Origin of the sequence: uncultured Reyranella sp. (assembly GCF_945957355.1) — a bacterium.
In the GTDB taxonomy this organism is placed as follows: Bacteria; Pseudomonadota; Alphaproteobacteria; order Reyranellales; family Reyranellaceae; genus Reyranella.
Genome location: NZ_CAMFKM010000011.1, coordinates 170,779 through 196,277 on the forward strand (window position 1 = coordinate 170,779; position 25,499 = coordinate 196,277).

Consider the following 25,499-nt stretch of genomic DNA (forward strand, 5'->3'; position numbering starts at 1 on the left):
ATGGCCGCCCGATACTACGATGGCGTGACCGCCGACGTTCAGGAAGTGATGCTGAAGATCACGGCCCAGGAGCTGCTGATTTGCCGGCCAGCCGATTCCGCCGTCGTGGCGCGCTGGCCGGTCGCGGATATGTTGGTGCTGGGCGATTCGCATCACGAGGCCGTGCCGCCCCTGGCGCTCAGCGGCAGCGATGCGCGGCTGATCGTCGAGGATCCGGCCTGGCGGGCCCAGCTCGTCTCGCTGGTGCCGGCGCTGAAACCGCTGGCGCTGGAACCGGTGAGGGTCGCGCCACGCCTCGGCGCCTATTCGCTGGCGATCGTCGCTTTGGTCGGTCTCTTCTGGAGCGCGGTGGAATTCGGCACCGAATATGCCGTGCCGCTGTTGCCCTACGCTCTGCAGGCCAGGCTGGGTGAGACCGTGCTCGACGAGTTGCTGGCCGACAAGGAGATCTGCGATGGCAGGGCGGGCCTTGCCGCGATCAACCGTCTGGCCAACGATCTCGCCCGCGAGGCCAGCTACAAGCATGAGGTCACGGTACACATCGTCAAGGGTGGGCCGGTCAATGCCTTCACCCTGCCGGGCTCGATCCTCATCTTCTATTCGGACCTGATCGAGCAGGCGAAGGACAGTTCGCAGGTCGCGGGCGTGCTGGCGCACGAGATCGGCCATGTCGTGCACGATCATCCGATCAAGGGCGTGGTGCGCGCCTATGGCATCGAACTCCTGTTCAAGGTCCTGACCGGCGGCTACTCCGACATTCTGAGCACGTTCGGCTCCGGCGGCGGCGCGCTGCTGGCGATGCGCAACGGCCGGGCCTTCGAGCGCGAGGCCGACGCCACCGGTGTGCGCCTGCTCGAACAGGGCGGCCTGCGCGCCGACGGCGTCTCGACCTTCTTCGAGCAGATGCTCGAGAAGGAACCCGCGGACGCCGCCACCGCCGCCGGCATCTGGTCGAGTCATCCGCCCACGCGGGAACGCATCGAGGCAACCAAGCGCCCGTCGTCCGGTCGGCCGGCTTTCAGTGCCTCCGAGTGGCAGGCGCTGCGGAACGTGTGCAAATAGAGATCAATCCACGCATGACCTTCCGTGTCGTTCTCGCCACGTCCGCCGACGATCCCGCGATCACCGCGTCGGACCGGCTCTATGCCGAGGCGCTGGAGCGGCGCGGGTGCCGCGTCACGGGCGCGCCTTGGGACGGGCCGCGCGAGGCGTTCGCCGGCGCCGATGCAGTCGTGCTGCGCTCGACTTGGGGCTACTACCGCGCACTCGAAGATTTCAAGGCCTGGACCGAGGCGATGGCCGCGTCGACGCGGCTGTTCAACTCCCGCGATCTGGTGCGCTGGAACCTGCGCAAGGACTATGTGGAGAAGCTCGCGGCGGCGGGCGTGCGAGTGCCGCGCAGCTTCGTCGTTCCGTGCGAGGCGTCCGCGATCGGCCATGTCTTCGACGAGACCGGCTGGGCGCAGGCCGTCGTCAAGCCGGCCAGCGGCGCGTCGGGCCATTCGGTCGAGCTCCTGCGGCGGGCGACGCTCACCGCACAGATTGCCGGGCTTGCCGACGAGGCGCGCTTGTCGGGAGTCGTCGTGCAGGAGTTCCTGCCGGAAATCGCCGAGGGCGAGCTGTCGCTGGTCTATTTCGACGGCGTCTTCAGTCACGCGATCCGAAAGCGTCCGCCGCCCGGCGAGTTCCGCTCCAACTCGCGCTACAACCCGACGCGCACCGCCGAAACGCCGCCGCCGGCCGTCACGCGACAGGGCGCCGCCTGCCTCGCGGCCCTTCCCGAGATGCCGCTCTATGCCCGTGTCGACGGCGTCGTGCGCGACAGTGTGCTGATCGTGATCGAGGTCGAGCTGCTCGAGCCGGCTTTGTTCATGGAGTTCGCCCCGCCCTCGGCCGAGCTCTTCGCCGAGGCGACGATGAAGCGCCTCGGCTGAACGAGACCCTAACCGCACGCAGCGGGCGTCATGATCGTTGTGTCGGGTATCGCACCGCGCCGCGTCGCGACGACGCGGAACCACATTGCTGCCAACTTTCCGTCCAATTCTCCCAGCGCGCCGACGCAGTCTTGGCGTCTCGTTTCTCCCCACCCTTTGTCTTCGAGGACTCCCCAGGAATGCCCCATCCCCAGGCTTTCATGGCACGGCCCCCCTTTGAACGGATTCGCCCCGCGGCTTCGTCGGGGCGCCACTGGAAGAACGTCGGAATGTGCTTCGGCAGTCTGGTGGTCCTGGCGATGGTCAGCCTGATGGCGCTGCCGGCAAAGAGAGAGACTCGGAGTGTCGCCGGCGAACTCGACCATCAACCCGAATCGGCAACGCCAGTAAGTCTGACGGCGATACCGGAGACGTCGGAAATGCCACGAGAACTGGCGATGACCGACATCGCGACCGTCCTTCCCGACCCCGAACTGGCGGACCCGGCACCGCCGGACTTCGGACCACCGCATGTCGAAGCGGCGATCGAATTGCAGAAGGGCGATACGGTCGCCCGCGTCCTCGACCGGCTCGGCATCGAGGCCGCCGACATTGCCGAGATCGTGGAAGCCCTCGCCGGTCGCGTGCGTCTTGATCGCCTGCCGATCGGCCAGGCCCTGATCGTCAAGCTGCAGCGCCTGCACGAGGAGGAGAAGCCGACGGTTCTCGTCGGCCTGTCGATCCGCCCCGAGCCGCAGCGTGCATTCAACGTCGAGCGCGACGATGACGGCGGCTACAGCGTGGAGGAGGAGGTCTTCGAGGTTGTGCCGAAGGTGATGCGTGCCTCCGGCGAGGTCGACGGCTCGGTGATCGCGAGCGCCGAAGCGGCCGGCGTGCCACACGGCCCACTCGCGGAAATGCTACGCGCCTTCTCGTGGGACGTGAACTTCCAGCACGACATCAAGCCCGGCGACCGGTTCGACGTGCTGGTGGAGCGCTCATGGACCAGCGATGGCAGGCCGGCTGACGACGGCCGCGTGCTGTGGGCCGAGATCACCACGGGCGGCGGCTCCGAGACCTACAGCATCTACCGCTTCAAGCCGCGCGACGGAGAGGAGTTCTTCTACAGCCCCGAGGGCGAAAGCGTGGTCAAGGCGCTGCTGCGTACGCCGCTGAACATGAGCCGCATTTCCTCGCGCTTCGGCCTGCGTCACCATCCGGTCCTCAAGTTCACGCGCCTGCATTCGGGTGTCGACTTCGCGGCGCCGCCAGGTACACCGATCCTTGCCGCGGGCGCGGGACACGTGATCGAGGCCGGGCGGTTCGGCGGCTACGGCAACTGGGTCAAGATCGCCCACGACGGAAGCCTCGCCACAGGATACGCCCATCTGTCCCGTATCGCGCCCGGCGTGAAGCGCAGCGCGCGCGTGCGGCAGGGCCAGGTGATCGGTTATGTCGGCAGCACCGGCCTTTCCACGGGCCCGCACCTCCATTTCGAACTGCACCGCGGGGGGCGCCCGATCGATCCGCTCACCATGGCCCGAACCGCGCAGCGCACGCGTCTTGCCGGCAAGGATCTCGAACGCTTCAAGGCCCAGGTCGCCGAAACGGATCGCGTCCGCGAGACGGCCGCCACTCTTCGTGGCGAAGAGAGCAACTGAAGGCAGCGCATGGCCAGGACCGCGGCCCTCTGCCTCTTTCTGATCGCCGTATCGGCGGGAGTGCAGAAGGGCGGGGCGGCGCGTGCATCGGACTGCGAGACCGGTGTCCTAGATGGCGGCGAGGGCGGCATGAACGTGCTCGTCTATCAACTCTGCGCCGACCGCCTGACCGTCGGCTTCCGCGACAGCGAGGTGGTCGAGGAGATCACCTGCGGGCCGGCCGGAAGCGTGCATCTCTGGATGTCGACCGATCACGAGATCTGCGGCTCGCCGCCCACTCCGAATGCGCCCCGGGTCTACGACCTGCTGGAGCCGCTGCGTGGTGTCGGCGGGGCGGTGTCGGCGCCGGTCGCGAAGCGCGTGACCTGCGGTGGTACGTCGGGGCGCGCCACCGCGGTCGTGCCGGACGCCCGCGCCGCCCTGCTGGCGACAAGAACCGGCGACACGCTCTACGAGCAGGTGAGCCGGCGGTTCATCGCCTCCTGCATCGGGCCGACGGCATAGGAGCCGTCCGCATCTCTACCCGTTCGTCATTTGCCGCGGGAGGATCGTCACAATGTCGGGGAAGAGCGTGATGAGCAGCACGCCGACGCAGAGTAGGACGAAGAACGGCGCCGTGGACTTGGTGACGGTCCAGATGTCGCGCCCCGTCAGGCTCTGGAGGACATAGAGATTGAAGCCGACGGGCGGCGTGATCTGCGCCATCTCGACGACCAGGACGATGTAGATGCCGAACCATAGCGGATCGATCTGCTGCGCGGTGACCATCGGCAGCACCACAGGCGCCGTCAGGACGATCATCGAAACGCCGTCGAGGAAGCAGCCCAGCACGATGTAGAGCAGGGTGAGCAGCAGGATGAGCCCGTAGGGCGTGAGGCCAAGCCCGTTGACCCAGTTCGCCATCGTCGCCGGCAGCCCGGTGAACGCCATCGCCATGGTGACAAAGGCGGCGCCGACTAGGATCAGGCCGATCATGCAGCTCGTTCGAACCGCGCCCAGGAGGCTGTCCCTGAACGTTTCCCACGAGAGCGAGCCGGTGACCGCGGCGAGCACGAGGGCACCGACCACTCCCATGACGGCCGCCTCGGTGGGCGTCGCGACGCCGCCATAAATCGAGCCCAGAACGGTAACGATCAACAGGATCACGGGGATCAGGCGGCGCGCGTTCCAGATCTTCTCGCCGAAGGTCATCCGCATGTCGGCGGGCGGTACCTTGGTTGGGTTGAGAAGCGCCCAGCCGGCGGTGTAGGCCATGAACAGACCGATCATCATGAAGCCGGGCAGGAAGCCGGCGATGAACAGCCTGCCGATCGAAACCTGAGCGGTGATTCCGTACACGATCATCATGATCGAGGGCGGAATGAGCAGTCCGAGCGTGCCGGATCCGGCCAGCGTTCCGATTGCCATGCCTTCGTGGTAGCCGCGCTTGCGCAGCTCCGGCATGCTCATTCGACCGATCGTGGCGCAGGTGACGGACGACGAGCCCGAGACCGCCGCCATGACGCCGCACCCCAGGATGTTGACGTGCAGCAGACGGCCCGGAAGCCAGCCGAGCCAGGGGGCCAGTCCCTTGAACATGTCTTCCGACAGGCGTGACCGGAACAGGATCTCGCCCATCCAGATAAAGAGCGGCAGGGCGGTGAGTGCCCAACCCCAGCTCGAGTCCCAGATCGTGCTGGCGAGAAGCGATCCCGTGGGAGCCGGCGTGAAGAAGAATAGCGCGACGAAACCGACGACGACGAGCGTCACGCCGACCCAGACACCGCTCGCGAGCAGCAGGAAGAGAGTGCCGAGAACCGTCGTCGCAAGGATGACCTCTCCGCTCATCGGATCGCCGCCTTTCCAGTTCCGACGGCATCGCCGGCCATGCTCAGGGAAGCCGCTTCGAGTTCCTCGTCGATCGCCTGTGCTTCCGCGTCGGCGAAGTCCGGAATCCGGCCGCCAATGGTTTGAAAGAGCTCGTCGAGGAACCCGATCGTCATGATCGAAGCGCCGAGAGCCATGCCGATTTGCGGAATCCAGAACGGTACCGCCATGAGCCCGGGGCTGGTGTCGCCGAAGAGGAAGGAATCGTAGGCCATCAGCCAGGCATTCGCCGACACATAGGCGAAGGCGGCCGCTCCCAGGCCACAGCACCAGGTCTCGACGCGACGCTTGTTCTCGGCCGAGAGTTTGCCGACCATCAGGGTCACCCGGATGTGGGCGTTGGCCCGCAACGTGTAGGCGAGACCCAGAAACGTCGACGCGGCCATGCAGAAGCCCGAGACTTCCGTGGCGTCGAAAGCGAAATTCAGGAACCGGCCCGCGATCTGCAGGAGGATCGTCACGCCGATCATCACCAGGAAGAAAGCGGAGAGCAGACCGCTCACGCTGTAGAGAGTATCGAGAGCACGCCGCATCACATCACCACCAGCGAGACGGACGCCCGGCCGTCGTGGACGGCCGGGCGTCGCTTGACCTCAGTTCGTCTTCTGACCGGACATGTAGGCATTGAGGACCGCAACGGCGGCGGGGCTGGCCGTCGCCTTCCACTCGTCGGCCATCTGGATACCGACCTTCTTCATGGCGGCGAGCACGGCCGGCGGTCCACCCGTCACCGTCATGCCGTTCTTCTTGAGCACGGCCGCCTTCTCGTCACCGGCCGCCTTGCTCATCTCCCAGGACCGCTTCGTGTAAGCGGCCGCAGCGTCCATCACCACCTTCTGATCGGCGGGCGACAGGGCGGAGAAGGCGCGCTTGCTGAAGATCAGGGCGTTCTTCGACAGGATCGCACCCACGTCCGTGAAGTACTTGGTGTTGTCCCAGGCCTGGATGTCGACCCCGGTCTGGGCGCTCGTGAACAGGGCCTCGATCAGGCCGGTGGAGAAGGCCTGCGGAATTTCGGCAAAGGGCAGGATCGTCGCGTTGAAGCCCAGCAGGGTCGCCATCTTCTGGGTCGCCGTCGAATAGATGCGGATCTTCTTGCCCTTGAAGTCCTCGACCGAGTTGACCGGCGTCTTGGTGTAGAAGCCCTGGCTCGGCCACACCTGATAACCCGCGATCACCATGCCGGCCTTGTCGAACAGGCCTTTGAAGTACGGGTCCTGCAGCTCCATCAGCTTCCACGCTTCCTCGTAGGTCGAGGCGACGAAGGGCACGCCGTCGAGGATGTACATCGGATCCTCGTTGCCGTAGACGCCGAGCCGGATTTCGCCGGCCTGTACCTGGCCGCGCTGGACCGCCGACTTGATGCTGTCGAGCTTGATCAGGCTGTCGTTGGTGTGGAGCGTGATCTTGAGCTTGCCACCGGTGCCCTTCTCGACGTCCTCGACCCATTTGCGCAGGTTCTGGGTCAGGAAGTTGTTCTCCGGATAACCGCTGGCCATCATCCACTGTGTCTGCGCGCTGGCGGTCGCTGCAAACGCGAAGCTTGCGCCGACGGCAGCGGCGGCCAGCCTCAGGGCCGAAATCCTCGATATCAAGCTCATCCCTGTCCCCTGTCCCCGGGTGATAACTGCCACATCGGCTGCAACATCCATGCCATCGGGGTGAATGTTCATCGTCGCCGGGCGACCTCGCTGGGGGGCAATTCGAGACGACGCGTTGCGTCGATCGCCTCCAGGAAGGCCTCGTCGTGGCTCACGACCAGCAACGCGCCGTCATAGGCCCGCAGGCCGGCTTCCATCGCTTCGATCGACTCGATGTCGAGATGGTTGGTCGGCTCGTCAAGGATCAGGAGTGGTGGCGGCCTGGTGCCGCCCAGCACGCAGGCAAGCCCCGCCCGCAGCATCTGGCCGCCGCTCAAGGTCGACACGATCTGCAACGCCGCTTCGGCGCGGAACATGTAGCGGGCGAGGGCGGCACGGCAGGCATTCTCGTCGGCGCCGGGATTTATGCGCAGGAAGTTGTCGCGGATCGAGCGGGACGGTTGGAGCAAGCTGACCTGCTGGTCGAGCAGCGCGAAGTCCGTGTAGACCCGCACGCTGCCCGACCGTGGCGCGAGCCGGCCGGTGACGAGGGCGAGCAAGGTGGTCTTGCCCGACCCGTTCGGTCCTGAAATCGCCATGCGCTCACGTCCCGTGAGGGTGAAGGAGAGGCCGTCGATGATCGCCGGAGCCGTTCCGTAGCCCGTGCACACGGAATCGAGACGCAGCACGGTCCGGCCGGCCGGCAGCCCGGTCGACGGCAACTGCATCGACAGCGGCTGCAGGACTTCGATGCGCTGTCGCGCGGCAGCGGCCTCCTCGACGGCCTGCGTCCGTCGCCGCTCAGCGATCCGCGCATCGTCGCCCGAAGTGGCTTGCGCGCGATCCTGCCGCGCACCGGCCAGGATACGCGGCATATCGCCCTTCGCCCGCTTGCGCTGGCCGGCGCCGTCGCTGCGCGCTTTGCGCTCGGCCTTCAGCTGCGTCGCGCGTGTCACCTCCGCGATGCGGCGTTCGGCGTCGGCAAGGTCGTGCCGGGCGGCGGCCAGCTCCAGCGCCTTGCGCTTGCGATAGTGGCTCCAGTTGCCGCCGTAGCGGGTGACCCCGAGCGATGTCATCTCGACGGTGGCATCCATCGTCTCCAGCAATTCGCGATCGTGGCTGACGACGATCGCGCCCGTCCGCCACGTCGACAGGAGCTCGATCACGGACGCGCGTCCCTCGCGGTCAAGGTTGTTGGTCGGCTCGTCCAGCAGGATGAAATCTGGTTCGGTGAGGACCAGCGCGCACAGAGCGGCGCGCGTGCGCTGTCCACCCGAAAGGGCCGACAGCAGGGTCGACGGTCCGGCATCGAGGCCGACGCGCCCGAGCGCCGTGGCGATGCGCGCTTCGAGCGTCCACTCGGCCGATGCCAGCTCGTCAGCCGTGGCGTGGCCCTCGTCGGCGCGGCGCAGCAGGTCGAGTGCTTCGGTCACGCCCATCAGGTCCGCCAGCGTCTCCTGCGCCGACACCTGCACGCTCTGTCTGAGCATACCGATGGTGCCGGTGCTCGACACCGTTCCCGCCTGCGGCCGGCGTATGCCGGCGATGATCTCGAGCAGGGTCGTCTTGCCGACGCCGTTGCGGCCGACCAGGGCGGTGCGGCCGCCGTCGAAGCTCAGGTCCAGATTCTGGAGGAGGGCGCGGCCGTCAGGTGTGGTCGCGGTGAGGCCGGAAAGCGTGATGGAAGGCATGGAAATGGAGTCCCCTGTTGGCAAGGCGGGTGGGCATTGCGGTCAGGTGGAAATCCATTTCGGTGCGATCCATTTCTGTTGGCGACGGCTGCTAGATAGGCGCGGCCGTCGCCCCAATCAAGGAAGGGCAGCCTCACCCCGTGAGACGCTGCCCGCCGATGCGGTGATCCTTCAGGACTTCCGGGCGGAAGACGACGCCGTGACCGGGTCGCTCGGGCGGCGACATGGTGCCGTCGGCGGCGGGCAGCACCGGCTCGATCCAGAGATCGTCGTTCCAGTCCATGTATTCGAGGTAGCTGGCATTGGGGATCGAGGCCAGCACATGGACCATCTGCTCGTGGAACAGGTGCGGCGCGAGCCGGATGCCGTAGGGCTCGGCCATCGACGCGATCTTGCGGAGCTCCGAGTAGCCGCCGCGCATCGGGTCGGGCTGCAGGATCGGCGTGCCCGGATGCTCGAAGAAGGGCCTGAGGTCGTTCCGCATGAAGTGACTCTCGCCACCGACCACGCGCGTCTTCAGCGCCGCGGCGATGCGGCGATAGCCCGCGAAGTCTTCCGCGACGACCGGTTCCTCCAGCCAGTAGGGATCGAATTCGTCGATGCGATGGCCGGCCTGGATGGCGGTGTCGGCGTCCCAGCCCATGTTGACGTCGATCATGATCTCGATGCCGTCGCCCATCGCCTCGCGCATCGCCTTCACGTTGGCCACGTCCTCGCGCCACGGCCTGATATGCGCCACCTGCATCTTGATGGCCTTGAGTCCCTGGGCGGTGAATTCCTTGGCGCGCCGGATCATCCCGTCGCGGCCCAGGCCCCGGAAACAGCCCGAGCCGTAGGCGGGGATCTTCGTCCGGGCCGCGCCCCACAGGCGGAACAGCGGCAGGCCGGCACGCTTGCCCACGATGTCCCACAGCGCCATGTCGACCGCGCTCTGGGCGAACAGGGTGACGCCCATGCGGCCCAGCCAGAAATTGTTCTTGTAGAGGGTCTGCCAGATGTCCTCGATCTCGGTGGCGTCGCGGCCGATCACATAGGGCGCTATCAGCTCCTTCATGCAGGCGTCCAGCGTGTGCAGACCGCCATGCAACGGCATCAGGTAGCTCATCCCGACCAGCCCGCCCTGCGTCTCGATCTCCAGCGCGAAGATCTCGCGCGGCCCCGGCGCCAGGATCCCCGCGGCCGGCGGCGAGGACCGCCACGGCACCTGCAGCAGTGTCGTACGAAGCTCGACGATGGTGGTCGGAGTGGTCATAAGGCGTATCTCCCGAGGTTTCCCGACACTATGATGCGCGCGCCATGAGCCAGTCCAACCGAGTCTATCTCTTCGACACCACCCTGCGAGACGGGGCCCAGACGCAGGGCGTCGATTTCACCGTGGCCGACAAGGCCGCGATTGCGCGCGAGCTCGACCGGTTGGGCATTGATTACATTGAAGGCGGCTGGCCGGGGGCGAATCCGACCGACGACCGGTTCTTCGCCGATCCGCCGGAATTCCAGAACGCCAAGTTCGTGGCCTTCGGCATGACCCGTCGCGCCGGGCGCAGCGCCGCCAACGATCCGGGCCTCGCGTCGATCCTGCAGACCAAGGCGCGCAACGTCTGCATGGTCGGCAAGACCTGGGACTTCCATGTCGACGTGGCCCTAGAGGTCGACCGGAGCGAGTATCTCGAGATGATCTCCGACTCGCTCTCCTATGCGAAGAGCCGCATGGACGAGACGATGTTCGACGCCGAGCATTTCTTCGACGGCTACAAGGCCAACCCCGACTACGCCATGGCCTGCCTTGCCGCCGCCGAGAAAGCGGGCGCGCGCTGGATGGTGCTTTGCGACACCAACGGCGGAACCCTGCCGCACGAGGTCGAGCGCATCGTGGGCGAGGTGGTGAAGAAGATCCCGGGCGACCGGCTCGGTATCCATACGCACAACGACACCGAGAATGCCGTTGCCAACACCCTCGCCGCCGTGCGCGCCGGCGTGCGCCAGGTCCAGGGTACGATCAACGGGCTGGGCGAACGCTGCGGCAATGCCAACATGATCGCGTTGATCCCCAACCTCGTGCTGAAGATGGGCTTCGACACCGGGCTGAAGGACGGGGCGATGCAGCGGCTGACGCATCTATCGCGCCTGCTCGACGACCGGCTGAACATGCCGACCAACCGCAGCGCGGCCTATGTCGGCACGCGCGCCTTCGCCCACAAGGGTGGCCTGCACGTCTCGGCGGTCGAGAAGGATCCGCGGACCTACGAGCATGTCGACCCGGAAGTGGTCGGCAACCAGCGCATCATCGTCGTCAGCGACCAAGCCGGCCGTTCCAACATCATGGCGCGCTTCCGCCAGATCGGCCTCGAGGTCGATCCGAAGCATCCCGGCGTCGCGCGTCTGCTGGAGATCGTGAAGGACCGCGAATCCGAGGGGTATGCCTACGACGGCGCAGATGCGAGCTTCGAACTCCTGGCGCGGCACGAGCTGCACACCGTGCCCAGCTACTTCGCCCTGCAGAGCTTCCGCGTGCTGGCGGAGCGGCGGGTCAATGCCCGCGGCCAGACCGTGGCGCTGTCGGAAGCCACCGTGAAGCTCGACATTGCCGGCCGCCGCGCAATGGAGGTGGGCGAGGGCAACGGCCCGGTGAATGCGCTCGATGCTGCGCTGCGAAAGGCGCTCGTGCCGGTCTATCCCGAGCTGGAGGACATGCGGCTGGTCGACTTCAAGGTCCGCATTCTCGACTCGGCAGGCGGAACGGCGGCGACGACCCGCGTCATGATCGAGAGTGCGGATGCGAAGGGACGGCGCTGGAGCACGATCGGCGTGTCACCCAACATTGTCGATGCCTCCTACAACGCGCTCCACGACGCCATCACCTATAAGCTCTTCCGCGACGGCGCCCGCCCGGCCCAGCCTGCCTAGCAGCACCTCCGGCGCGGCCGGCGTAGCAGCCATGCCGCACCCGGCGGTTGACCTCCGGTAGAGCGGGGCAGACCATGGAAGGGTGCGAGACGGAGAGCAGCTGGAGAACCAGGCACCGCCCATCGCGGCGGCGGCTACCCGTCGTCCGCGGCTTGGAGGGCGCGTCCTCGCGCGTGCCTTCATGTGGGCCCTCCCGGCGATCGTGCTGGCCGCCACGCTCTTCATCTGGCTGTCCTCGGGCGGTTCGGTCACGACCGACAACGCGTATGTGAAGGGCGACCGCGCCCAGATCGCAACCCAGCTTTCCGGCCTGATCGTCGAGGTCCCGGTGCAGGAGAACGAGAAGGTCTCGCGCGGCCAGCTCCTGTTCCGGCTGGACGACCAGTCCTATCGCCACGCGCTCAGCCGCATCGAGGCCGAGACCGAGACGGTGCGTGCCGAGATACGTGGCCTGCGTGCCCAATGGCGAACCAAGCGCGAGGAGATCAAGGCGGCGCTCAGCCAGCAGACCTTCGCGCAGGCCGAATTCGACCGGCAGTCGGAACTGGCCGAGAAGAAAGTCGCTTCCACCGCCAAGCTCGAGGAGGCCCGCATGGGCCTCGAGGTCGCGCGCCAGCGCATTTCGGCCGCGCAGGAGGATCTGCAGCGCATCGAGGCGGCGCTGGCCGGCAACCCCAAGATCCGCGCCGACGACCATCCCCGTGTGCGCCAGATGATGGCGATGCGCGAGGAAGCGCTGCTGCAGCTCCGTCGTACCACCATCGAATCGCCCCTCGACGGCATCGTTACCAAGCGCCCGGTGCCGGGCAGCTACGCCACCGCCGGCGTGCCCGTGATGGTGGTGGTGGCCGACAGCGATCTCTGGATCGAGGCCAACTTCAAGGAGACCGAGCTCACGCGCGTGCGGCCGGGCCAGAAGGTGCTGATCCACGTCGACACCTATCCGGAGTCCGAATGCCGGGGCACGGTGTCGAGCATCGCGCAATCGACGGGTGCGGAGTTCGCCGTGCTGCCGCCGCAGAATGCCAGCGGCAACTGGGTGAAAGTCGTGCAGCGCATTCCAGTGCGCTTGTCGGTGGCCTGCCGCCAGGGCGACCCGCCGCTCCGGGTGGGCATGAGCACGACCGTCGAGGTCGAGACCGGCCACACCCGCTCGCTCAGCAGCCTGTGGGCCGGATGGTCCAAGTCGCTCGGCCTCTCGGGTGCATCGGCAGGCGCCTCCGCGACACCCAGGCCCTGAGCCGGTGGCGCCGGCCACCGATCCGGCGGTCCTGCGCCGCCGCAAGCTGATCACCCTGTCGGTGATGGCCGCCACCATCATGCATGCACTCGACGGCACGATCGCCAACGTGGCGCTGCCGTCGATCCAGGGCTCGCTGTCGGCGACACAGGAGCAGGTCTCCTGGGTCGTCACCTCCTATATCGTGGCCTCGGCCATCATGACGCCGCTCGCCGGCTTCTGCGCCATGCGCTTCGGCCTGCGCCGGACGCTCTCTACCTGCGTGATCTGCTTCACCATCGTGTCGATGATGTGCGGCGCGGCCCAGTCGCTGGAGCAGCTCGTGCTGTTCCGCGCCCTGCAGGGTGGCTTCGGCGCGGCTCTCGTCCCCGTGTCACAGGCCATCATGATGGACACCTACCCGCGCGAGGAGCAGGGCAAGGCGATGGCCATGTGGGGTGTCGGCACCATGGTCGGGCCCATTGCCGGACCGTCACTGGGTGGCTGGCTGACCGACGAATTCACCTGGCGATGGGTATTCTACGTCAACCTGCCGGTCGGCATCCTTTGCGCCGTCGGCATCCTGACGCTGGTGCGCGACAACGTGCATGGCGCGCCGCGGCGCTTTGACCTGCTGGGCTTCACCCTGCTGGCCGTTGCGATCGGCTCGTTCCAGCTCATGCTCGACCGCGGGCACCTGCTCGACTGGTTCGATTCGGTCGAGATCATCGGCGAGACGCTGGTGGCGGGCGTGGCCTTCGCCATGTTCCTGATCCACATGATGACCGACCGCCAGCCGTTCCTGTCGCGTGAGCTGTTCCGCGACCGCAACCTGAAGGTCGGGCTCTGTTTCACCGCCCTGGCCGGTCTCGTGCTGATCGTGACGGCGACCCTGATGCCGCCGTTCCTGCAGCAGCTCATGGGCTATCCGGTATTCACCACCGGCATTGTGCTGGCGCCGCGCGGCGCGGGCATGATGGTGTCGATGATGCTGGTCGCTCGCCTGATAGGCCGCGTGGACGCCCGGATGTTGATCGGCCTGGGATTCGCGCTGGCCGCCCTCTCGCTCTACGACATGACGCTATTCAACCTGAATGTCAGCGAGGCGCACATCGTCTGGAACGGCGTGCTGCTGGGCTTCGGGCTCGGTCTGGTCTTCCCGCCGCTCACCGTTCTCACCTTCGCCACCCTGCCGCCGCGCCTGCGTACCGAGGGCGCCGCGGTGAACGCGCTGCTGCGCAACCTGGGCGCCAGCATCGGCATCGCGTTGCTGGTCTCGATGCTGGCCAGCAACACCCAGCAGAACCGCGCCGACATGGTCGAGAAGTTCACGCCCTATCATCCTGGCTGGCCGATGAATCCCGCGGGCGTCAGTCTCGACCCGACGCAGCTTGCGATCTGGGACGGCGAGATCACGCGCCAGGCCGCGCTGATCGGCTACCTGAACGATTTCCGCATCATGATGATCTGCTCGCTGGCGCTGATCCCGCTGCTCTTCCTGATGCGGCGGCCGCCCCTTATCGCCGGCCGCTGATCACGTTATTAGGGCGGCATGGGACGCGCATCGAAGGGCCGCGACGTCGCCGCCGTCACACCGGTGGTCATCCTCGTGCGCCCGCAACTCGGCGAGAACATCGGCATGGCTGCGCGCGCCATGCTGAATTGCGGCCTGTCGACCCTGCGCCTGGTGGCGCCGCGTGACGGCTGGCCCAACGAAAGGGCGCAGCGCGCCGCCTCGGGCGCCGACATCGTGCTGGAGAAGGCCGAGGTGTTCGGGACCGTCGCCGAGGCGGTCGCCGACCTCGAGCGGGTGGTCGCCACCACGGCGCGCAACCGCGAACTGGTGCAGCGCATCCTGACACCGCGCCAGGCCGCGACCGAGATGCGCGGCTGGATCGGGCGGGGCGAGGGCGTCGGCATCCTGTTCGGGCCCGAGCGCACCGGTCTCGAGAACGACGACATGGTCCATGCCGACACCGCGCTCTCGATCCCGCTCAATCCGCAATTCTCCTCGTTGAACATGGCGCAGGCGGTGCTGCTGGTGGCCTACGAATGGACCACCGCCGGCGACACGACGCCGCCCGTGCGGCTGGCCGACCATGCGGCGCGGCCGGCGACCAAGGAGGAGATGCAGAGCCTGTTCGACCATCTCGAGCGCGCGCTCGACCAGTCGGGCTTCCTGCGCAACAAGGAGATGCGACCCTCGATGGTGCTCAATCTCAGGGCGCTGCTGCAGCGCGCCGAGATGACCGAGCAGGAGGCGCGAACCTTTCACGGCGTCATCAAGTTCCTGTCCAAGGGCAACCACGAGGAATAGCCATGTCCACCACCGCCAAGATCACCTGGGTCGACGGCGCGCTGCTGGTCGCCGAGGGCGGCAGCGGCCACACCATCACCATGGACGGTGCGCCCGACATCGGCGGCCGCAACCTCGCGTCCCGGCCGATGGAGGTCCTGCTGATGGGCATGGGCGGCTGCACCGCCATCGACGTCGTCTCGATGCTGAAGAAGCAGCGTCAGGACATCGAGGGGGTCGAGGTCTCGCTGGTTGCCGAGCGGGCCGAGGACCATCCCAAGGTCTACACTTCGGTGAAGCTGGTTTACACGGTGCGCGGCCGGAAACTGAACAAGGCGCTGGTCGAGCGCGCGGTCAGCCTGTCGGACGAAAAGTACTGCTCGGCCACCGCAATGGTGAAGAAATCGGCCGCGGTGACCCACGAAATCGTGCTGGTCGAGATCTAAGTCGTTGATCTACAAGGATTAACGCCTGCTTGACTGGCCGGAAACGGCCAGTATGTTCCGCGCTTCTTCCGGAGAACGTGGTGGAGGGCCGTTGGGGCTCGCCTCCCGCCCCAGCAGGAGGTGCCTGTAAGACAGGCGCGGGCTGGAATCAGGCTTATCCGGACAACAGAGCGGATCCGCAAAGCGGGCCGCAAAACCGACGGAGTGCTGCGTGAGCAAGCGCGAGAATTCGAAGTACAAGATTGATCGCCGCCTCAGGGTGAACCTGTGGGGCCGTCCCAAGAGCCCGCTGAACAAGCGTGAATATGGCCCCGGCCAGCATGGTCAGGGTCGCACCAAGCCGACCGACTACCGCCTGCAGCTCATGGCAAAGCAGCGCCTCAAGGGCTACTACGGCTCGGTCAGCGAGCGTCAGCTCCGCCGCTATTATGCCGAAGCCGTGCGCCGCAAGGGTGACACTGGCGAGAACCTGGTCGAGCTGCTGGAGCGCCGTCTGGACGCGGTGATCTACCGCATGAAGTTCGCCATCACCGTCTTCGCCTCGCGCCAGCTGGTCAGCCACGGCCACGTGAAGGTCAACGGCCGCCGCGTGAACATCGCTTCGTACCAGGTGAAGGACAACGACGTCATCGAGCTGACCTCCAAGGCCAGCCAGATGGAGCGGGTCCTCGAAGCAACGCAGACCGCCGAGCGCGACGTCCCGGAGTACGTGACGGTCGATCACAAGGATATGAAGGGCACTTACGTGCGTGGCCCGAAGCTCGCGGACGTGCCGTACCCCGTCCAGATGGAGCCCTCGCTGGTCGTCGAGTATTACAGCCGCTGATCGGCAGACCCAGGAACTGACGAAAAACCCGCCCGCTTGTGGCGGGTTTTTTGCATCAAGTTTCCGGTAGGTACGGTGTTTCCGGCTATCGCCGGGCGGTGGGGGGGCTATAATCCCGCCGGGGCTTGGGGACTGGAGTCTTGGGAATGGGATTCGTCCGTGCGGCGGTCTTCGTCTCGATCGTTGCGATCGGCGGAGCGGCCTACGTTTACCGCGATGATGTGATCAGGGAAGTCGGCCCCCGTATCGGTATGGGGACGGCGGCCAGGACGGCCGAGGCCCAGTCGAGCCCGGCTGCGGGCGCGCAGCCGCAGGGCCGCCGCGGCCGCCTCAATCCCGGCGGAGCGGTGCCGGTCGTCGTCATGCCGGTCACGCGCGAGGCCATGCCCGTCGTGGTGGACGCCGTCGGTACGGTGCAGTCCATCGCCTCCGTCCAGATCAAGCCCCGGATGGACAGCCAGATCATGAAGGTGAACGTCGAGGAGGGCGCCCTCGTGAAGGAGGGCGACATCCTCTTCGAACTCGACGCACGCACCCTGAGGGCGCAGCTCGGCCAGATCGAGGCGCAGATCCGCAAGGATCAGGCGCAGGTCATGCAAGCCCGACGCGACCTGCAGCGCAACGAGGAACTCCTGTCGAAGAACGCCGGCACCCAGGTGCAGCGCGACAATGCCAATACGGCCCTGAAGGCCGCCGAAGCGCAGCTCGATGCGGATGAGGCGTCGAAGGCCAGCGTCCAGACCCTGCTCACCTACACGGAGATCAGGGCCCCGGTCTCGGGCCGCATCGGCTCGATCTCCAACAAGGCCGGGGCGGTCGTGCGTACCGGCGACAATTCGGCGACCAGCACGCTGGCCACGATCAACCAGATCGACCCGATCTATGTAAGCTTCGCAATCCCGCAGATCATCCTGCCGGACCTGCGGGCCGCGATGGCCAAGGGCTCGGTCAAGGTCACGGCCGTTATCGACGACTCCAAGAAGCAGTCCGGCGAGATGGCCTTCATCGAGAACACCGTCGACCCGAATACCGGAACGGTGACCGCCAAGGCGCGTATCGGAAACGCCAACGAGCTGTTGTGGCCCGGCCAGTTCGTCAAGGTGGAGATCGTGCTCGGCATCGAATCCGACGCCCTCTCGGTCCCGGCGAGCGCCGTACAGCTCGGTTCCCAGGGACCGTTCGTGTTCGTCATCAAGGAGGGCGTGGCTGATCTCAGGCAGGTCGTCGTCAAGCGCACGCAGGACGGCCGGGCTGTGATCGGCAAGGGCGTCGAAAGCGGTGAGCAGGTGGTGGTCGACGGCCAGCTCCGGCTGGTCCAGGGGGCATCGGTGACGATCCGGCCGCCGACGGTGGATCCGAACCGGCCTGCATCGCCACCGCGCGGGTAACCGATCCTAGCGGAGGCGGGACGTGAACATTTCTGAACTTTGCATCCGCCGTCCGGTGATGACCATCCTGCTGATGGCGTCGTTCGTCCTCGGCGGGATATTCGCCTACAAGCAGCTTCCGGTCGCCGCCGTCCCGCGGGTCGAGTTCCCGACCATTCAGATCACCGCGCAGCTTCCCGGCGCCAGCCCCGAAACGATGGCGGCCTCGGTTGCCTCGATCCTCGAGCGTCAGTTCTCGACGATTGCCGGCGTGACCACGATGACCTCGACGTCGTCGCTCGGGAACACTTCGATCGTCCTCCAGTTCGACCTGAACCGGAACATCGACGGCGCGGCCCTCGACGTTCAGTCGGCGATCTCCTCGGCCATGCGCCGGCTGCCGCCGGAGATGACAACCCCACCCAGCTTCCGCAAGGTCAACCCGGCGGACTGGGCGGTGATGTTCCTCGCGCTCAAGTCGAACCAGGCCCGGCTCTCGGACGTCGACGCCTTCGTCAATCGGGCGATAATGCCGCGCGTGTCGACCCTTCCGGGCGTGGCGCAGGTCCTGATCTTCGGTTCGCAGAAATTCGCCGTCCGCGTCCGCGCCGACCTCGACCAGCTCGCGGTTCGCGGGCTGACCCTGCAGGAGTTGCAGAACGCCGTCGTAAACGCCAACTCGAGCAAGCCGGTCGGTTCCATCGCGGACCAGAAGCAGAACGCCATTCTCGAAGCCACGGGCCCGATCAGCAAGGCCGCCGACTACATGCCGGTGATCGTCACCTGGCAGAACGGCGCGCCGGTCCGCATTTCCGACGTGGCGACGGCCATCGACAGCGTCGAGAACGACAAGGTCGCGAGCTGGCTCGACGGCACTCGCGCCATTGTGATGGGAGTCTATCGCCAGCCCGATGCCAACACGGTCGAGGTGGTCGATCGGGTGAAGGCGATCATCCCGCAGATCCAGGCCGAGCTGCCGGCGGGGGTCGAGATCCACCTGCTCGCCGACAGGTCGAAGCCGATCCGCGAGGCCATCGACGACGTCGAGTTCACCCTGGCGCTGGCCGCGATCCTGGTCATCATCGCGATCTATTTCTTCCTGCGCAGTTTTCGCGCGACCATGATCCCGGCGGTTGCGCTGCCGATTTCGGTCATCGGCACCTTCGCTGGCATGTATCTATGCGGCCACTCGATCGACAACATATCCCTGCTGGCGCTGACCTTGGCCGTCGGCTTCGTGGTCGACGACGCCATCGTCATGCTGGAGAACATCGTCCGTCACATCGAGGCGGGCGAGAAGCCCATGGAGGCCGCGCTCAAGGGCTCCCGGGAGGTCGGCTTCACGATCATCTCCATGACCCTGTCACTGGTCGCCGTCTTTATCCCCGTGCTGTTCATGGGCGGCGTCGTCGGGCGCATGTTCAACGAATTCGGGCTGGTCATTGCCTTTGCCATCCTGATCTCGGGCGTCGTGTCGCTCACCCTGACGCCTATGCTCTGTTCGCGCTGGCTGAAGCCCGTCGACCATCACGAGAAGCACAACGCGCTCCTGCGCAGTTTCGAGTGGGGCTTCACGAAGCTCACCAGTGGCTATGGCTGGGCACTGCGGCGCACGGTCCGCTATCCCCGGCTGGTGCTCGCGATCACCGTCGGCACCTTCGTCGCCACGGCGATGCTCTTCCAGGCGATCCCGAAGGGCTTCTTCCCGTCGGAGGACATCGGCCAGATCCAGGGCTCCACGATCGGGCCGGACGATGCCTCCTTCGATGCGATGGTGGCCCGCCAGTCGGCGTTGGCAGAGGTCATCCGCCGGGATCCCGACGTGGCTTCGGTCATGTCGACCGTCGGCGGCGGCAACGCGGCAGCCACGGTGAATTCCGGGCGAATCTTCATCATGCTGCGCGACAAGCCTGAGCGCACGGACAGCGCCCAGCAGGTCATCGCCCGACTGCGCCGGGCGACGGCGGCCGTGCCAGGCATCAACGTGTATTTCCAGGCTGCCCAGTCGATCAACATTTCCACGACGCAGAGCCGTGCCCAGTATCAGTTCGGCATGCGGTCGAGCGATCTCAACCTGCTGCGCGAATACGGCCCCCTGATGGAAGCGAGGATGCGCCGCATTCCCTCGATCCTCGATGTGAACTCCGATCTGCAGGTGCGGGCCCGCTCGGCAATGATCGACATCGACCGCGACACTGCCTCGCGGCTCGGCGTGTCGGTCGACCAGATCCGGCTTCTCCTCTACTCGGCTTTCGGCACGCGTCAGGTGTCGACCATCTACGCATCGGACGACACCTACCAGGTCATCCTCGAGGCGGATCCGAAGTACGGCGACGCCGGCGACATCCTGCGTCGGTTGCAGGTCCGCACGCCGAACGGCGGCCTCGTGCCTCTGGACACGCTGGCCAAGCGCATCGACAAGCCGACATCCCTGACCGTCAACCACATCGCCCAGCTTCCGTCGGTCATGATCTCCTTCAATCTCGCGCCGGGGGTGGCGCTGGGCGAGGCGGTGCGCGACATCCAGGCGGCGGCGACGGAGATCGGCCTGCCGGCCACCATCACCACGAGCTTCGAGGGCAGCGCCCAGGTCTTCCAGCAGGCGGTCGCCAATCAGGGATTGCTGCTGTTTGCGGCGGTGCTGGTGATCTACATCATCCTGGGAATCCTCTATGAGAGCTTCATCCATCCGCTGACGATCCTGTCGGGTCTGCCGTCGGCCGGCATCGGCGCGCTGGCCACCCTGATGCTGTTCGGCATGGACCTGTCGGTCATCGCCCTGATCGGCGTGGTGATGCTGATCGGCATCGTGAAGAAGAACGCCATCATGATGGTCGACTTCGCGATCGAGCGGCGCGGACAGGGAGCCAACGCGGAGACGGCGATCGTCGAGGCCGCGTTGCTTCGCTTCCGTCCGATCATGATGACCACCGTCTGCGCCCTGCTCGGCGCCTTGCCGATCGCGGTGGGCCATGGCGCCGGCGCCGAACTGCGTCAGCCACTGGGCATCACCGTGGTCGGCGGCCTGATGGTGTCGCAGCTCCTGACGCTGTTCATTACGCCCGTCGTCTACATGTGGTTCGACAGGCTGACCGGCATGAAGTTCAGCCCCGGCTGGGCGAGGCGCTGGCGCACCAAGGGCCAGACGCCGCCGGCGCCGGCCGAATAGAATTCCCTTTGCGAGTAGCGTTCCATGACTGACGAAATCGGCGCCTTCGTTCCCGGCCCGCGTGTGCGCATCGAGGGCAAGCCGGGCGGTCCGCTGGCGGGCCTCACCTTCGCAGCCAAGGATCTCTTCGCGGTGGCCGGTGTGCCCACCGGTGGTGGGAATCATGACTGGCCCACGGGGCGTCCCATCCCCGACAGGCATGCCTGGGCGGTTCAGACGCTGCTCGATGCGGGTGCCACCCTGATCGGCAAGACCATCACCGACGAGGTCTCGCTCGGCATCCTTGGCGAGAACGCCTTCGATGGTACACCGAAGAACGTACGCGCGCCCGGTCGCGTGCCGGGCGGCTCGTCCTCGGGCTCGGCCGCAGCGGTGGCGGCCGGTATGTGCGACACGGCGCTCGGCACCGACACCGGCGGCTCGGTGCGCGTCCCGTCGAGCTTCTGCGGCCTCTACGGCATCCGCCCGACCCATGGCAGGATCGACGTCACGGGCATGCTGCCCCAGGCGCCGACCTCCGACACGACCGGCTGGTTCGCGCGTGACGCCGAGACCTTCGCGAAGGTCTGTGCCGTGATGCTGGGCGAGGAGATCCCGGCGACCCTTCCCTCGAAACTCGTCGTCGCGGTCGATGCCTTCGGCTTTGCCGACGCTGACACCTCGGCCGCGCTGCAGCCAATGGTGAAGAAGCTCGCCAAGCTCATCGGTTCGAGCCGCGAGGAGATCATGGCGCCACAAGGCCTGTCGGTATGGGCGCGCGCGCAGCGCAGTCTGCAGCCGGTCGAGGCCTATGCGACCTTCAAGAGCTGGCTCGACGAGCGCAATCCGCGATTTGCCTTCTCGGTTGCCAAGGCGCTGGTCACCGGCTCGATGATCCCGGAGAGCGACCGGGTCTGGGCCAACCTGATGCGCCAGGAAGTGCGCGGGCGTTTGAGATATCTACTGCCCGAAGGCACGATCCTCTGCCTCCCAACCACGCCGTTTCCGGCGCCGAAGGTCGGCTTGCCGCTCTCGGTTCTGGACCCGCTGCGCGATCGCATCACCTGTCTCTGCGCGCAGGGTGGGCTGGCGGGCTTTCCGCAGGTCAATCTGCCAGGCGCTACGACGGTTGACGGTCTGCCGGTCGGGCTGTCCATCATCGGTCCGCGCGGCAGCGATGCGACCCTCGTGGCCGTCGCGCGCGCGATGGAGAAGGCGACGGGCTGATCGCGGTGGCGATCCGGATACCGTCGTGGGCAATCCAGCAGGAGCGAGTCGAGCGTGACGGATCTGACGCCGAACATTCCCGAAGTCGTCGAAGAGGTGCGCGAGCGGTTCGAGCGCTACGAGCAGGCGCTGATCGACAAGAACGTCGAGGTGCTCGATGCCACCTTCTGGAACAGCCCGCACACGATCCGCCTCGCCAATCACGAGCACGGCTACGGATTCGACCGAATCCACGCCTTTCGCGTCGCCCGCCCGCCCGGGCCCGGCACGAAGGAGAAGCGGCTGCGACTCGACATCGTCACCCTGGGTCGCGATATCGCGACGGTTTCACTGGTCTACAAGGTGCGCGGCAGGGAGATGACCGGCCGGCAGACCCAGACCTGGGTGCGCTTGCCCGAGGTCGGCTGGAAGGTCGTCCATGCCCACGTCTCGATGATTGCCGAAGAGCCGATCCACTAAGAATGTCGACGATGGAGGAAGCGATGGCCCAACCCGCCGAAAGCCTTGGCAATGTGATGAATCCCGATCCCGCCTGGGTCGCCAAGGTGAGCGAACCCGCGCTCGAACCTGACCTGCCGATCGTCGATCCGCACCATCATCTCTGGCAGCGCACCGGCAACGACTATCTGTTCCACGACCTGCTGGCCGATACGCAGACGGGCCACAACATCGTCGGCACGGTGTTCGTCGACTGCCATTCGATGTACCGCAAGGACGGCCCGGCCGAGCTGCGCTGCATCGGCGAGACCGAGTTCGCCAACGGCGTGGCAGCGATGAGCGCGTCGGGTCTTTATGGGAACCTGCGCGCCTGCGCCGGCATCGTCAGCCATGTCGACCTGCGTCTCGGTGAAAAGGCGGGCGACGTGTTCGACGCGCAGATCGCCGCCGGCAACGGCCGCTTCAAGGGTATCCGTCACCAGACCGGCTGGGATGCGGATCCGGGTATCCGCAACTCGCGCAACGATCCGCCGCCCGAGCAGACCCGCGACGTGACCTGGCGCGAGGGCTTCCGGGAGCTGGCGAAGCGCGACCTGACCTTCGATGCCTGGCTTTACCATCCGCAGCTTCCCGAGATCGCAGAACTGGCCGATGCCTTCCCGGGAACGCATATCGTCCTCGACCATGTCGGTGGACCGCTCGGCTATGCCGGCTATGCCGGTCGCCACGACGAGGTGCGTGCGGCCTGGAAGAAGTCGATGGCCGAGCTGGCCAGGCGGCAGAACATCGTGGTGAAGCTGGGCGGCCTCGGCATGGCGATGGGCTTCTTCGATTTCTACCGGCGCCCGATGCCGCCGGGCTCGCCGGAACTCGCGGAGGCGTTCAGGCCGTGGATCGAGACCTGCATCGAGTTGTTCGGCGTCGATCGCTGCATGTACGAGAGCAACTTTCCGGTCGACAAGATCACCTCGGGCTACGGCGTGCTGTGGAATGCCTTCAAGCGGATTTCGGCAGGGGCGTCGGCGGCGGAAAAGCAGGCCTTGTTCTCGGGCACGGCGACGCGGATCTACAATCTCGCGCTCTGACTTGCGCGCGGCGCTCTTGCAAGAACCGTGTCGTGAATCGCCTGGCGCGTTTCGCCGGATGCAGTTTCTTTTTCACTGAACCGGCCCTCCGGCGCTGACAGAGGCCCTGAACCCGCCTTAGACTTTTCGCCCTCGCGTTGTCCATGGGGGCCATTCATGCGTCGTTTCCTGCTATCCGCCGTCGCGGCACTTGCGACCGTGTCCGCCGTGCCCCTCGCCTCGGCACAGACCCTGAAGGCGGTGATGCATTCCGACGTGAAGGTGCTCGATCCGATCTGGAGCGGCGCCTACATCACGCGCAATCACGGCTACATGCTCTACGACGTGCTTTTCGCCATGGACGAGAAGTTCCAGGTGAAACCGCAGATGGTCGACACATGGACTACGAGCGACGACGGGCTCGTCTGGACCTTCAAGTTGCGCGACGGACTGGAATGGCATGACGGCCAGCCGGTGACCGCCGAAGACTGCATCGCCTCGCTGAAGCGCTGGTCGGCGCGCGATGCGATGGGCCAGAAGATGGCGCAGGCGCTGAAGGAATATAAGGTCGTCGATCCGAAGACCTTCCAGATCGTGCTGAAGGAGAAGTTCGGGGCGGTGATCGAGTCGCTGGGCAAGCCGTCGGTGGTCGTTCCCTTCATGATGCCCAAGCGCATCGCCGAGACCGATCCGTTCAAGCAGATCGAGGAGTACATCGGCTCCGGTCCCTTCGTGTTCAAGAAGGATGAGTGGAAGCCCGGCGAGAAGCTCGTCTACACCAAGTTCGCCAAGTACAAGCCGCGCTCCGAGCCGATGTCGGGCCTCTCCGGCGGGAAGGTCGTGAACGTCGACCGGGTCGAGTGGGTCTCGATGCCGGACGCCGAGACCCAGGTCAATGCGCTGCTGAACGGCGAGATCGACTATCTCGAAGGCGTTTCATCCGACCATCTGCCGCTTATCGAGAAGGACAAGGGCGTCCGCGTCATCAAGGGACGCGTCTCCAACCAGTACGCTTTCCGGCCGAACTGGCTCTTGCCGCCCTTCAACAATGAGAAGGTCCGTCAGGCTGCCGCGCTGGCTCTCAGCCAGGAGGACTTCCTGCAGGCCAATATCGGCGACAAACGATTCTGGCAGACCTGCAAGGCGATGTTCACCTGCGGTTCGCCGTTGGCGACCGATGCCGGCATGGCCGGACTGGTCGAGGGCAATGCCGCCAAGGCAAAGGCGCTGCTGGCCGAGGCCGGTTACGACGGCACGCCCGTGACCCTGCTGGCACCGACGGACCTCGGCTCCATCAAGCAACTCGGCCCGGTGGCCAAGGCGCTGCTCGAGCGGGCGGGTTTCAAGGTCGACATGATTTCGATGGATTGGCAGAGCATGATCGTGCGTCTGGCCAAGAAGGGACCGGTCTCGGAGGGCGGCTGGAACGCCTTCTCGACGAGCTGGTCCCAGGTCGACATCCTCGATCCGCTGATGACCCCGTTCCTGATCGCGAGCTGCGACAAGGCCCGCTCCGGCTGGCCCTGCGACGAGGAGCTGGAGAAGCTGCGCGACAAGTACGTGCAGGCGACCACGGAAGCCGAGAAGAAGGCCGCCGCCACGGCCGTTCAGGAGCGTGCCGTCAAGGTCGTGACACACGTGCCGCTCGGCGAGTGGTTCGGCGTCAGCGCCGTGCGCTCGAACATCGGCACGCTCAACCCGCCGCCGCCCGTGACGGTCTTCTGGGGTATCACCAAAAAGTAGGAGAGGCGCCAGCTTGGCGCAGAGAGCTCAAAGTCTGGATGAGCTGATGGGCGGGCCGATCGCAAGCTCGCCCATTACTTCAAGAAAGGGCGCCTTTCCTGAAGTATTAC

The 25,499-nt window shown here is 66.2% G+C and carries 21 protein-coding genes; 16 read left to right on the forward strand and 5 right to left on the reverse strand.

All coding sequences use genetic code 11. From position 1 onward, the window contains the following. The 4 genes from Q0Q48_RS18845 to Q0Q48_RS18860 all read left to right on the forward strand — a co-directional run bounded on the left by Q0Q48_RS18845 (position 1) and on the right by Q0Q48_RS18860 (position 4,078). Entirely contained in the window at positions 1 to 1,062 is a 1,062-nt protein-coding gene (locus Q0Q48_RS18845) for a M48 family metallopeptidase (protein ID WP_295140858.1), read from the forward strand. A 14-nt stretch (positions 1,063 to 1,076) separates the two neighbouring features. Continuing rightward, entirely contained in the window at positions 1,077 to 1,934 is an 858-nt protein-coding gene (locus Q0Q48_RS18850) for a hypothetical protein (protein ID WP_295140860.1), read from the forward strand. Between the two features lie 269 nt (positions 1,935 to 2,203). Then, positions 2,204 to 3,574 carry a peptidoglycan DD-metalloendopeptidase family protein gene (locus tag Q0Q48_RS18855; RefSeq protein WP_295140862.1) on the forward strand — a complete coding sequence of 457 codons (1,371 nt, stop codon included), beginning with the start codon at positions 2,204 to 2,206 and terminating at the stop codon, positions 3,572 to 3,574. A 9-nt stretch (positions 3,575 to 3,583) separates the two neighbouring features. After that, on the forward strand, positions 3,584 to 4,078 hold the full coding sequence (locus tag Q0Q48_RS18860) for a hypothetical protein (protein WP_295140864.1): 495 nt from the start codon (positions 3,584 to 3,586) through the stop codon (positions 4,076 to 4,078). A 15-nt stretch (positions 4,079 to 4,093) separates the two neighbouring features. On the opposite strand, the gene Q0Q48_RS18865 is transcribed toward Q0Q48_RS18860, so the two are convergent. The 5 genes from Q0Q48_RS18865 to Q0Q48_RS18885 all read right to left on the reverse strand — a co-directional run bounded on the left by Q0Q48_RS18865 (position 4,094) and on the right by Q0Q48_RS18885 (position 9,963). Beyond that, positions 4,094 to 5,401, reverse strand: coding sequence for a TRAP transporter large permease subunit (locus Q0Q48_RS18865; RefSeq protein ID WP_295140866.1), 1,308 nt, complete (start codon positions 5,399 to 5,401; stop codon positions 4,094 to 4,096). Next, positions 5,398 to 5,943 carry a TRAP transporter small permease gene (locus tag Q0Q48_RS18870; RefSeq protein WP_295140868.1) on the reverse strand — a complete coding sequence of 182 codons (546 nt, stop codon included), beginning with the start codon at positions 5,941 to 5,943 and terminating at the stop codon, positions 5,398 to 5,400. Before Q0Q48_RS18870 ends, Q0Q48_RS18865 begins: the two co-directional genes overlap by 4 nt. Before the next feature lie 90 nt (positions 5,944 to 6,033). After that, on the reverse strand, positions 6,034 to 7,041 hold the full coding sequence (locus Q0Q48_RS18875; protein ID WP_295140871.1) for a TRAP transporter substrate-binding protein: 1,008 nt from the start codon (positions 7,039 to 7,041) through the stop codon (positions 6,034 to 6,036). 68 nt (positions 7,042 to 7,109) lie between these two features. Next, positions 7,110 to 8,711, reverse strand: coding sequence for an ABC-F family ATP-binding cassette domain-containing protein (locus Q0Q48_RS18880; RefSeq protein ID WP_295140874.1), 1,602 nt, complete (start codon positions 8,709 to 8,711; stop codon positions 7,110 to 7,112). Positions 8,712 to 8,844: 133 nt separating this feature from the next. Beyond that, the gene (locus Q0Q48_RS18885; RefSeq protein WP_295140877.1) at positions 8,845 to 9,963 is read right to left on the reverse strand and encodes a mandelate racemase/muconate lactonizing enzyme family protein; all 1,119 of its coding nucleotides are present in this window, start codon (positions 9,961 to 9,963) and stop codon (positions 8,845 to 8,847) included. 44 nt (positions 9,964 to 10,007) lie between these two features. Between Q0Q48_RS18885 and cimA the strand changes: the two genes are divergently transcribed. From cimA to Q0Q48_RS18945, 12 genes are all read left to right on the forward strand, one after another. Further along, positions 10,008 to 11,615 carry a citramalate synthase gene (cimA, locus tag Q0Q48_RS18890; protein WP_295140880.1) on the forward strand — a complete coding sequence of 536 codons (1,608 nt, stop codon included), beginning with the start codon at positions 10,008 to 10,010 and terminating at the stop codon, positions 11,613 to 11,615. A gap of 181 nt (positions 11,616 to 11,796) precedes the next feature. Then, on the forward strand, positions 11,797 to 12,855 hold the full coding sequence (locus tag Q0Q48_RS18895) for an HlyD family secretion protein (RefSeq protein ID WP_295140883.1): 1,059 nt from the start codon (positions 11,797 to 11,799) through the stop codon (positions 12,853 to 12,855). A 4-nt stretch (positions 12,856 to 12,859) separates the two neighbouring features. Further along, positions 12,860 to 14,368 carry a DHA2 family efflux MFS transporter permease subunit gene (locus tag Q0Q48_RS18900; protein ID WP_295140885.1) on the forward strand — a complete coding sequence of 503 codons (1,509 nt, stop codon included), beginning with the start codon at positions 12,860 to 12,862 and terminating at the stop codon, positions 14,366 to 14,368. 18 nt (positions 14,369 to 14,386) lie between these two features. Then, a complete protein-coding gene (locus tag Q0Q48_RS18905) occupies positions 14,387 to 15,151 on the forward strand; it encodes an RNA methyltransferase (RefSeq protein WP_295140888.1) in 765 nt (254 codons plus the stop codon). Positions 15,152 to 15,153: 2 nt separating this feature from the next. Next, positions 15,154 to 15,576 (forward strand): OsmC family protein, encoded by a 423-nt coding sequence (locus Q0Q48_RS18910; RefSeq protein ID WP_295140891.1) that lies wholly within the window; start codon positions 15,154 to 15,156, stop codon positions 15,574 to 15,576. 211 nt (positions 15,577 to 15,787) lie between these two features. Then, complete coding sequence (gene rpsD / locus Q0Q48_RS18915; RefSeq protein ID WP_295140894.1) at positions 15,788 to 16,402, forward strand: 30S ribosomal protein S4; 615 nt, start codon at positions 15,788 to 15,790, stop codon at positions 16,400 to 16,402. Positions 16,403 to 16,548: 146 nt separating this feature from the next. Then, complete coding sequence (locus tag Q0Q48_RS18920; RefSeq protein ID WP_295140897.1) at positions 16,549 to 17,790, forward strand: efflux RND transporter periplasmic adaptor subunit; 1,242 nt, start codon at positions 16,549 to 16,551, stop codon at positions 17,788 to 17,790. 22 nt (positions 17,791 to 17,812) lie between these two features. Continuing rightward, positions 17,813 to 20,938 (forward strand): efflux RND transporter permease subunit, encoded by a 3,126-nt coding sequence (locus tag Q0Q48_RS18925; protein WP_295140900.1) that lies wholly within the window; start codon positions 17,813 to 17,815, stop codon positions 20,936 to 20,938. 24 nt (positions 20,939 to 20,962) lie between these two features. Continuing rightward, a complete protein-coding gene (locus Q0Q48_RS18930; RefSeq protein ID WP_295140903.1) occupies positions 20,963 to 22,144 on the forward strand; it encodes an amidase in 1,182 nt (393 codons plus the stop codon). Positions 22,145 to 22,198: 54 nt separating this feature from the next. Further along, complete coding sequence (locus Q0Q48_RS18935) at positions 22,199 to 22,603, forward strand: AtzH-like domain-containing protein (protein ID WP_295140906.1); 405 nt, start codon at positions 22,199 to 22,201, stop codon at positions 22,601 to 22,603. A gap of 23 nt (positions 22,604 to 22,626) precedes the next feature. Beyond that, the gene (locus tag Q0Q48_RS18940; RefSeq protein ID WP_295140909.1) at positions 22,627 to 23,667 is read left to right on the forward strand and encodes an amidohydrolase family protein; all 1,041 of its coding nucleotides are present in this window, start codon (positions 22,627 to 22,629) and stop codon (positions 23,665 to 23,667) included. Positions 23,668 to 23,823: 156 nt separating this feature from the next. Further along, on the forward strand, positions 23,824 to 25,389 hold the full coding sequence (locus tag Q0Q48_RS18945) for an ABC transporter substrate-binding protein (protein ID WP_295140912.1): 1,566 nt from the start codon (positions 23,824 to 23,826) through the stop codon (positions 25,387 to 25,389). Positions 25,390 to 25,499: the final 110 nt, after the last annotated feature.

Excerpts from the sequence above, each read along its gene's own strand:
- Q0Q48_RS18845 (WP_295140858.1), top strand. The coding sequence starts at position 1 with ATGGCCGCCCGATACTACGATGGCGTGACCGCCGACGTTCAGGAAGTG.
- Q0Q48_RS18850 (WP_295140860.1), top strand. The coding sequence starts at position 1,077 with ATGACCTTCCGTGTCGTTCTCGCCACGTCCGCCGACGATCCCGCGATC.
- Q0Q48_RS18855 (WP_295140862.1), top strand. The coding sequence starts at position 2,204 with ATGTGCTTCGGCAGTCTGGTGGTCCTGGCGATGGTCAGCCTGATGGCG.
- Q0Q48_RS18860 (WP_295140864.1), top strand. The coding sequence starts at position 3,584 with ATGGCCAGGACCGCGGCCCTCTGCCTCTTTCTGATCGCCGTATCGGCG.
- Q0Q48_RS18865 (WP_295140866.1), bottom strand. The coding sequence starts at position 5,401 with ATGAGCGGAGAGGTCATCCTTGCGACGACGGTTCTCGGCACTCTCTTC.
- Q0Q48_RS18875 (WP_295140871.1), bottom strand. The coding sequence starts at position 7,041 with ATGAGCTTGATATCGAGGATTTCGGCCCTGAGGCTGGCCGCCGCTGCC.
- Q0Q48_RS18880 (WP_295140874.1), bottom strand. The coding sequence starts at position 8,711 with ATGCCTTCCATCACGCTTTCCGGCCTCACCGCGACCACACCTGACGGC.
- Q0Q48_RS18885 (WP_295140877.1), bottom strand. The coding sequence starts at position 9,963 with ATGACCACTCCGACCACCATCGTCGAGCTTCGTACGACACTGCTGCAG.
- cimA (WP_295140880.1), top strand. The coding sequence starts at position 10,008 with ATGAGCCAGTCCAACCGAGTCTATCTCTTCGACACCACCCTGCGAGAC.
- Q0Q48_RS18895 (WP_295140883.1), top strand. The coding sequence starts at position 11,797 with ATGTGGGCCCTCCCGGCGATCGTGCTGGCCGCCACGCTCTTCATCTGG.
- Q0Q48_RS18905 (WP_295140888.1), top strand. The coding sequence starts at position 14,387 with ATGGGACGCGCATCGAAGGGCCGCGACGTCGCCGCCGTCACACCGGTG.
- Q0Q48_RS18910 (WP_295140891.1), top strand. The coding sequence starts at position 15,154 with ATGTCCACCACCGCCAAGATCACCTGGGTCGACGGCGCGCTGCTGGTC.
- Q0Q48_RS18920 (WP_295140897.1), top strand. The coding sequence starts at position 16,549 with ATGGGATTCGTCCGTGCGGCGGTCTTCGTCTCGATCGTTGCGATCGGC.
- Q0Q48_RS18930 (WP_295140903.1), top strand. The coding sequence starts at position 20,963 with ATGACTGACGAAATCGGCGCCTTCGTTCCCGGCCCGCGTGTGCGCATC.
- Q0Q48_RS18940 (WP_295140909.1), top strand. The coding sequence starts at position 22,627 with ATGGCCCAACCCGCCGAAAGCCTTGGCAATGTGATGAATCCCGATCCC.
- Q0Q48_RS18945 (WP_295140912.1), top strand. The coding sequence starts at position 23,824 with ATGCGTCGTTTCCTGCTATCCGCCGTCGCGGCACTTGCGACCGTGTCC.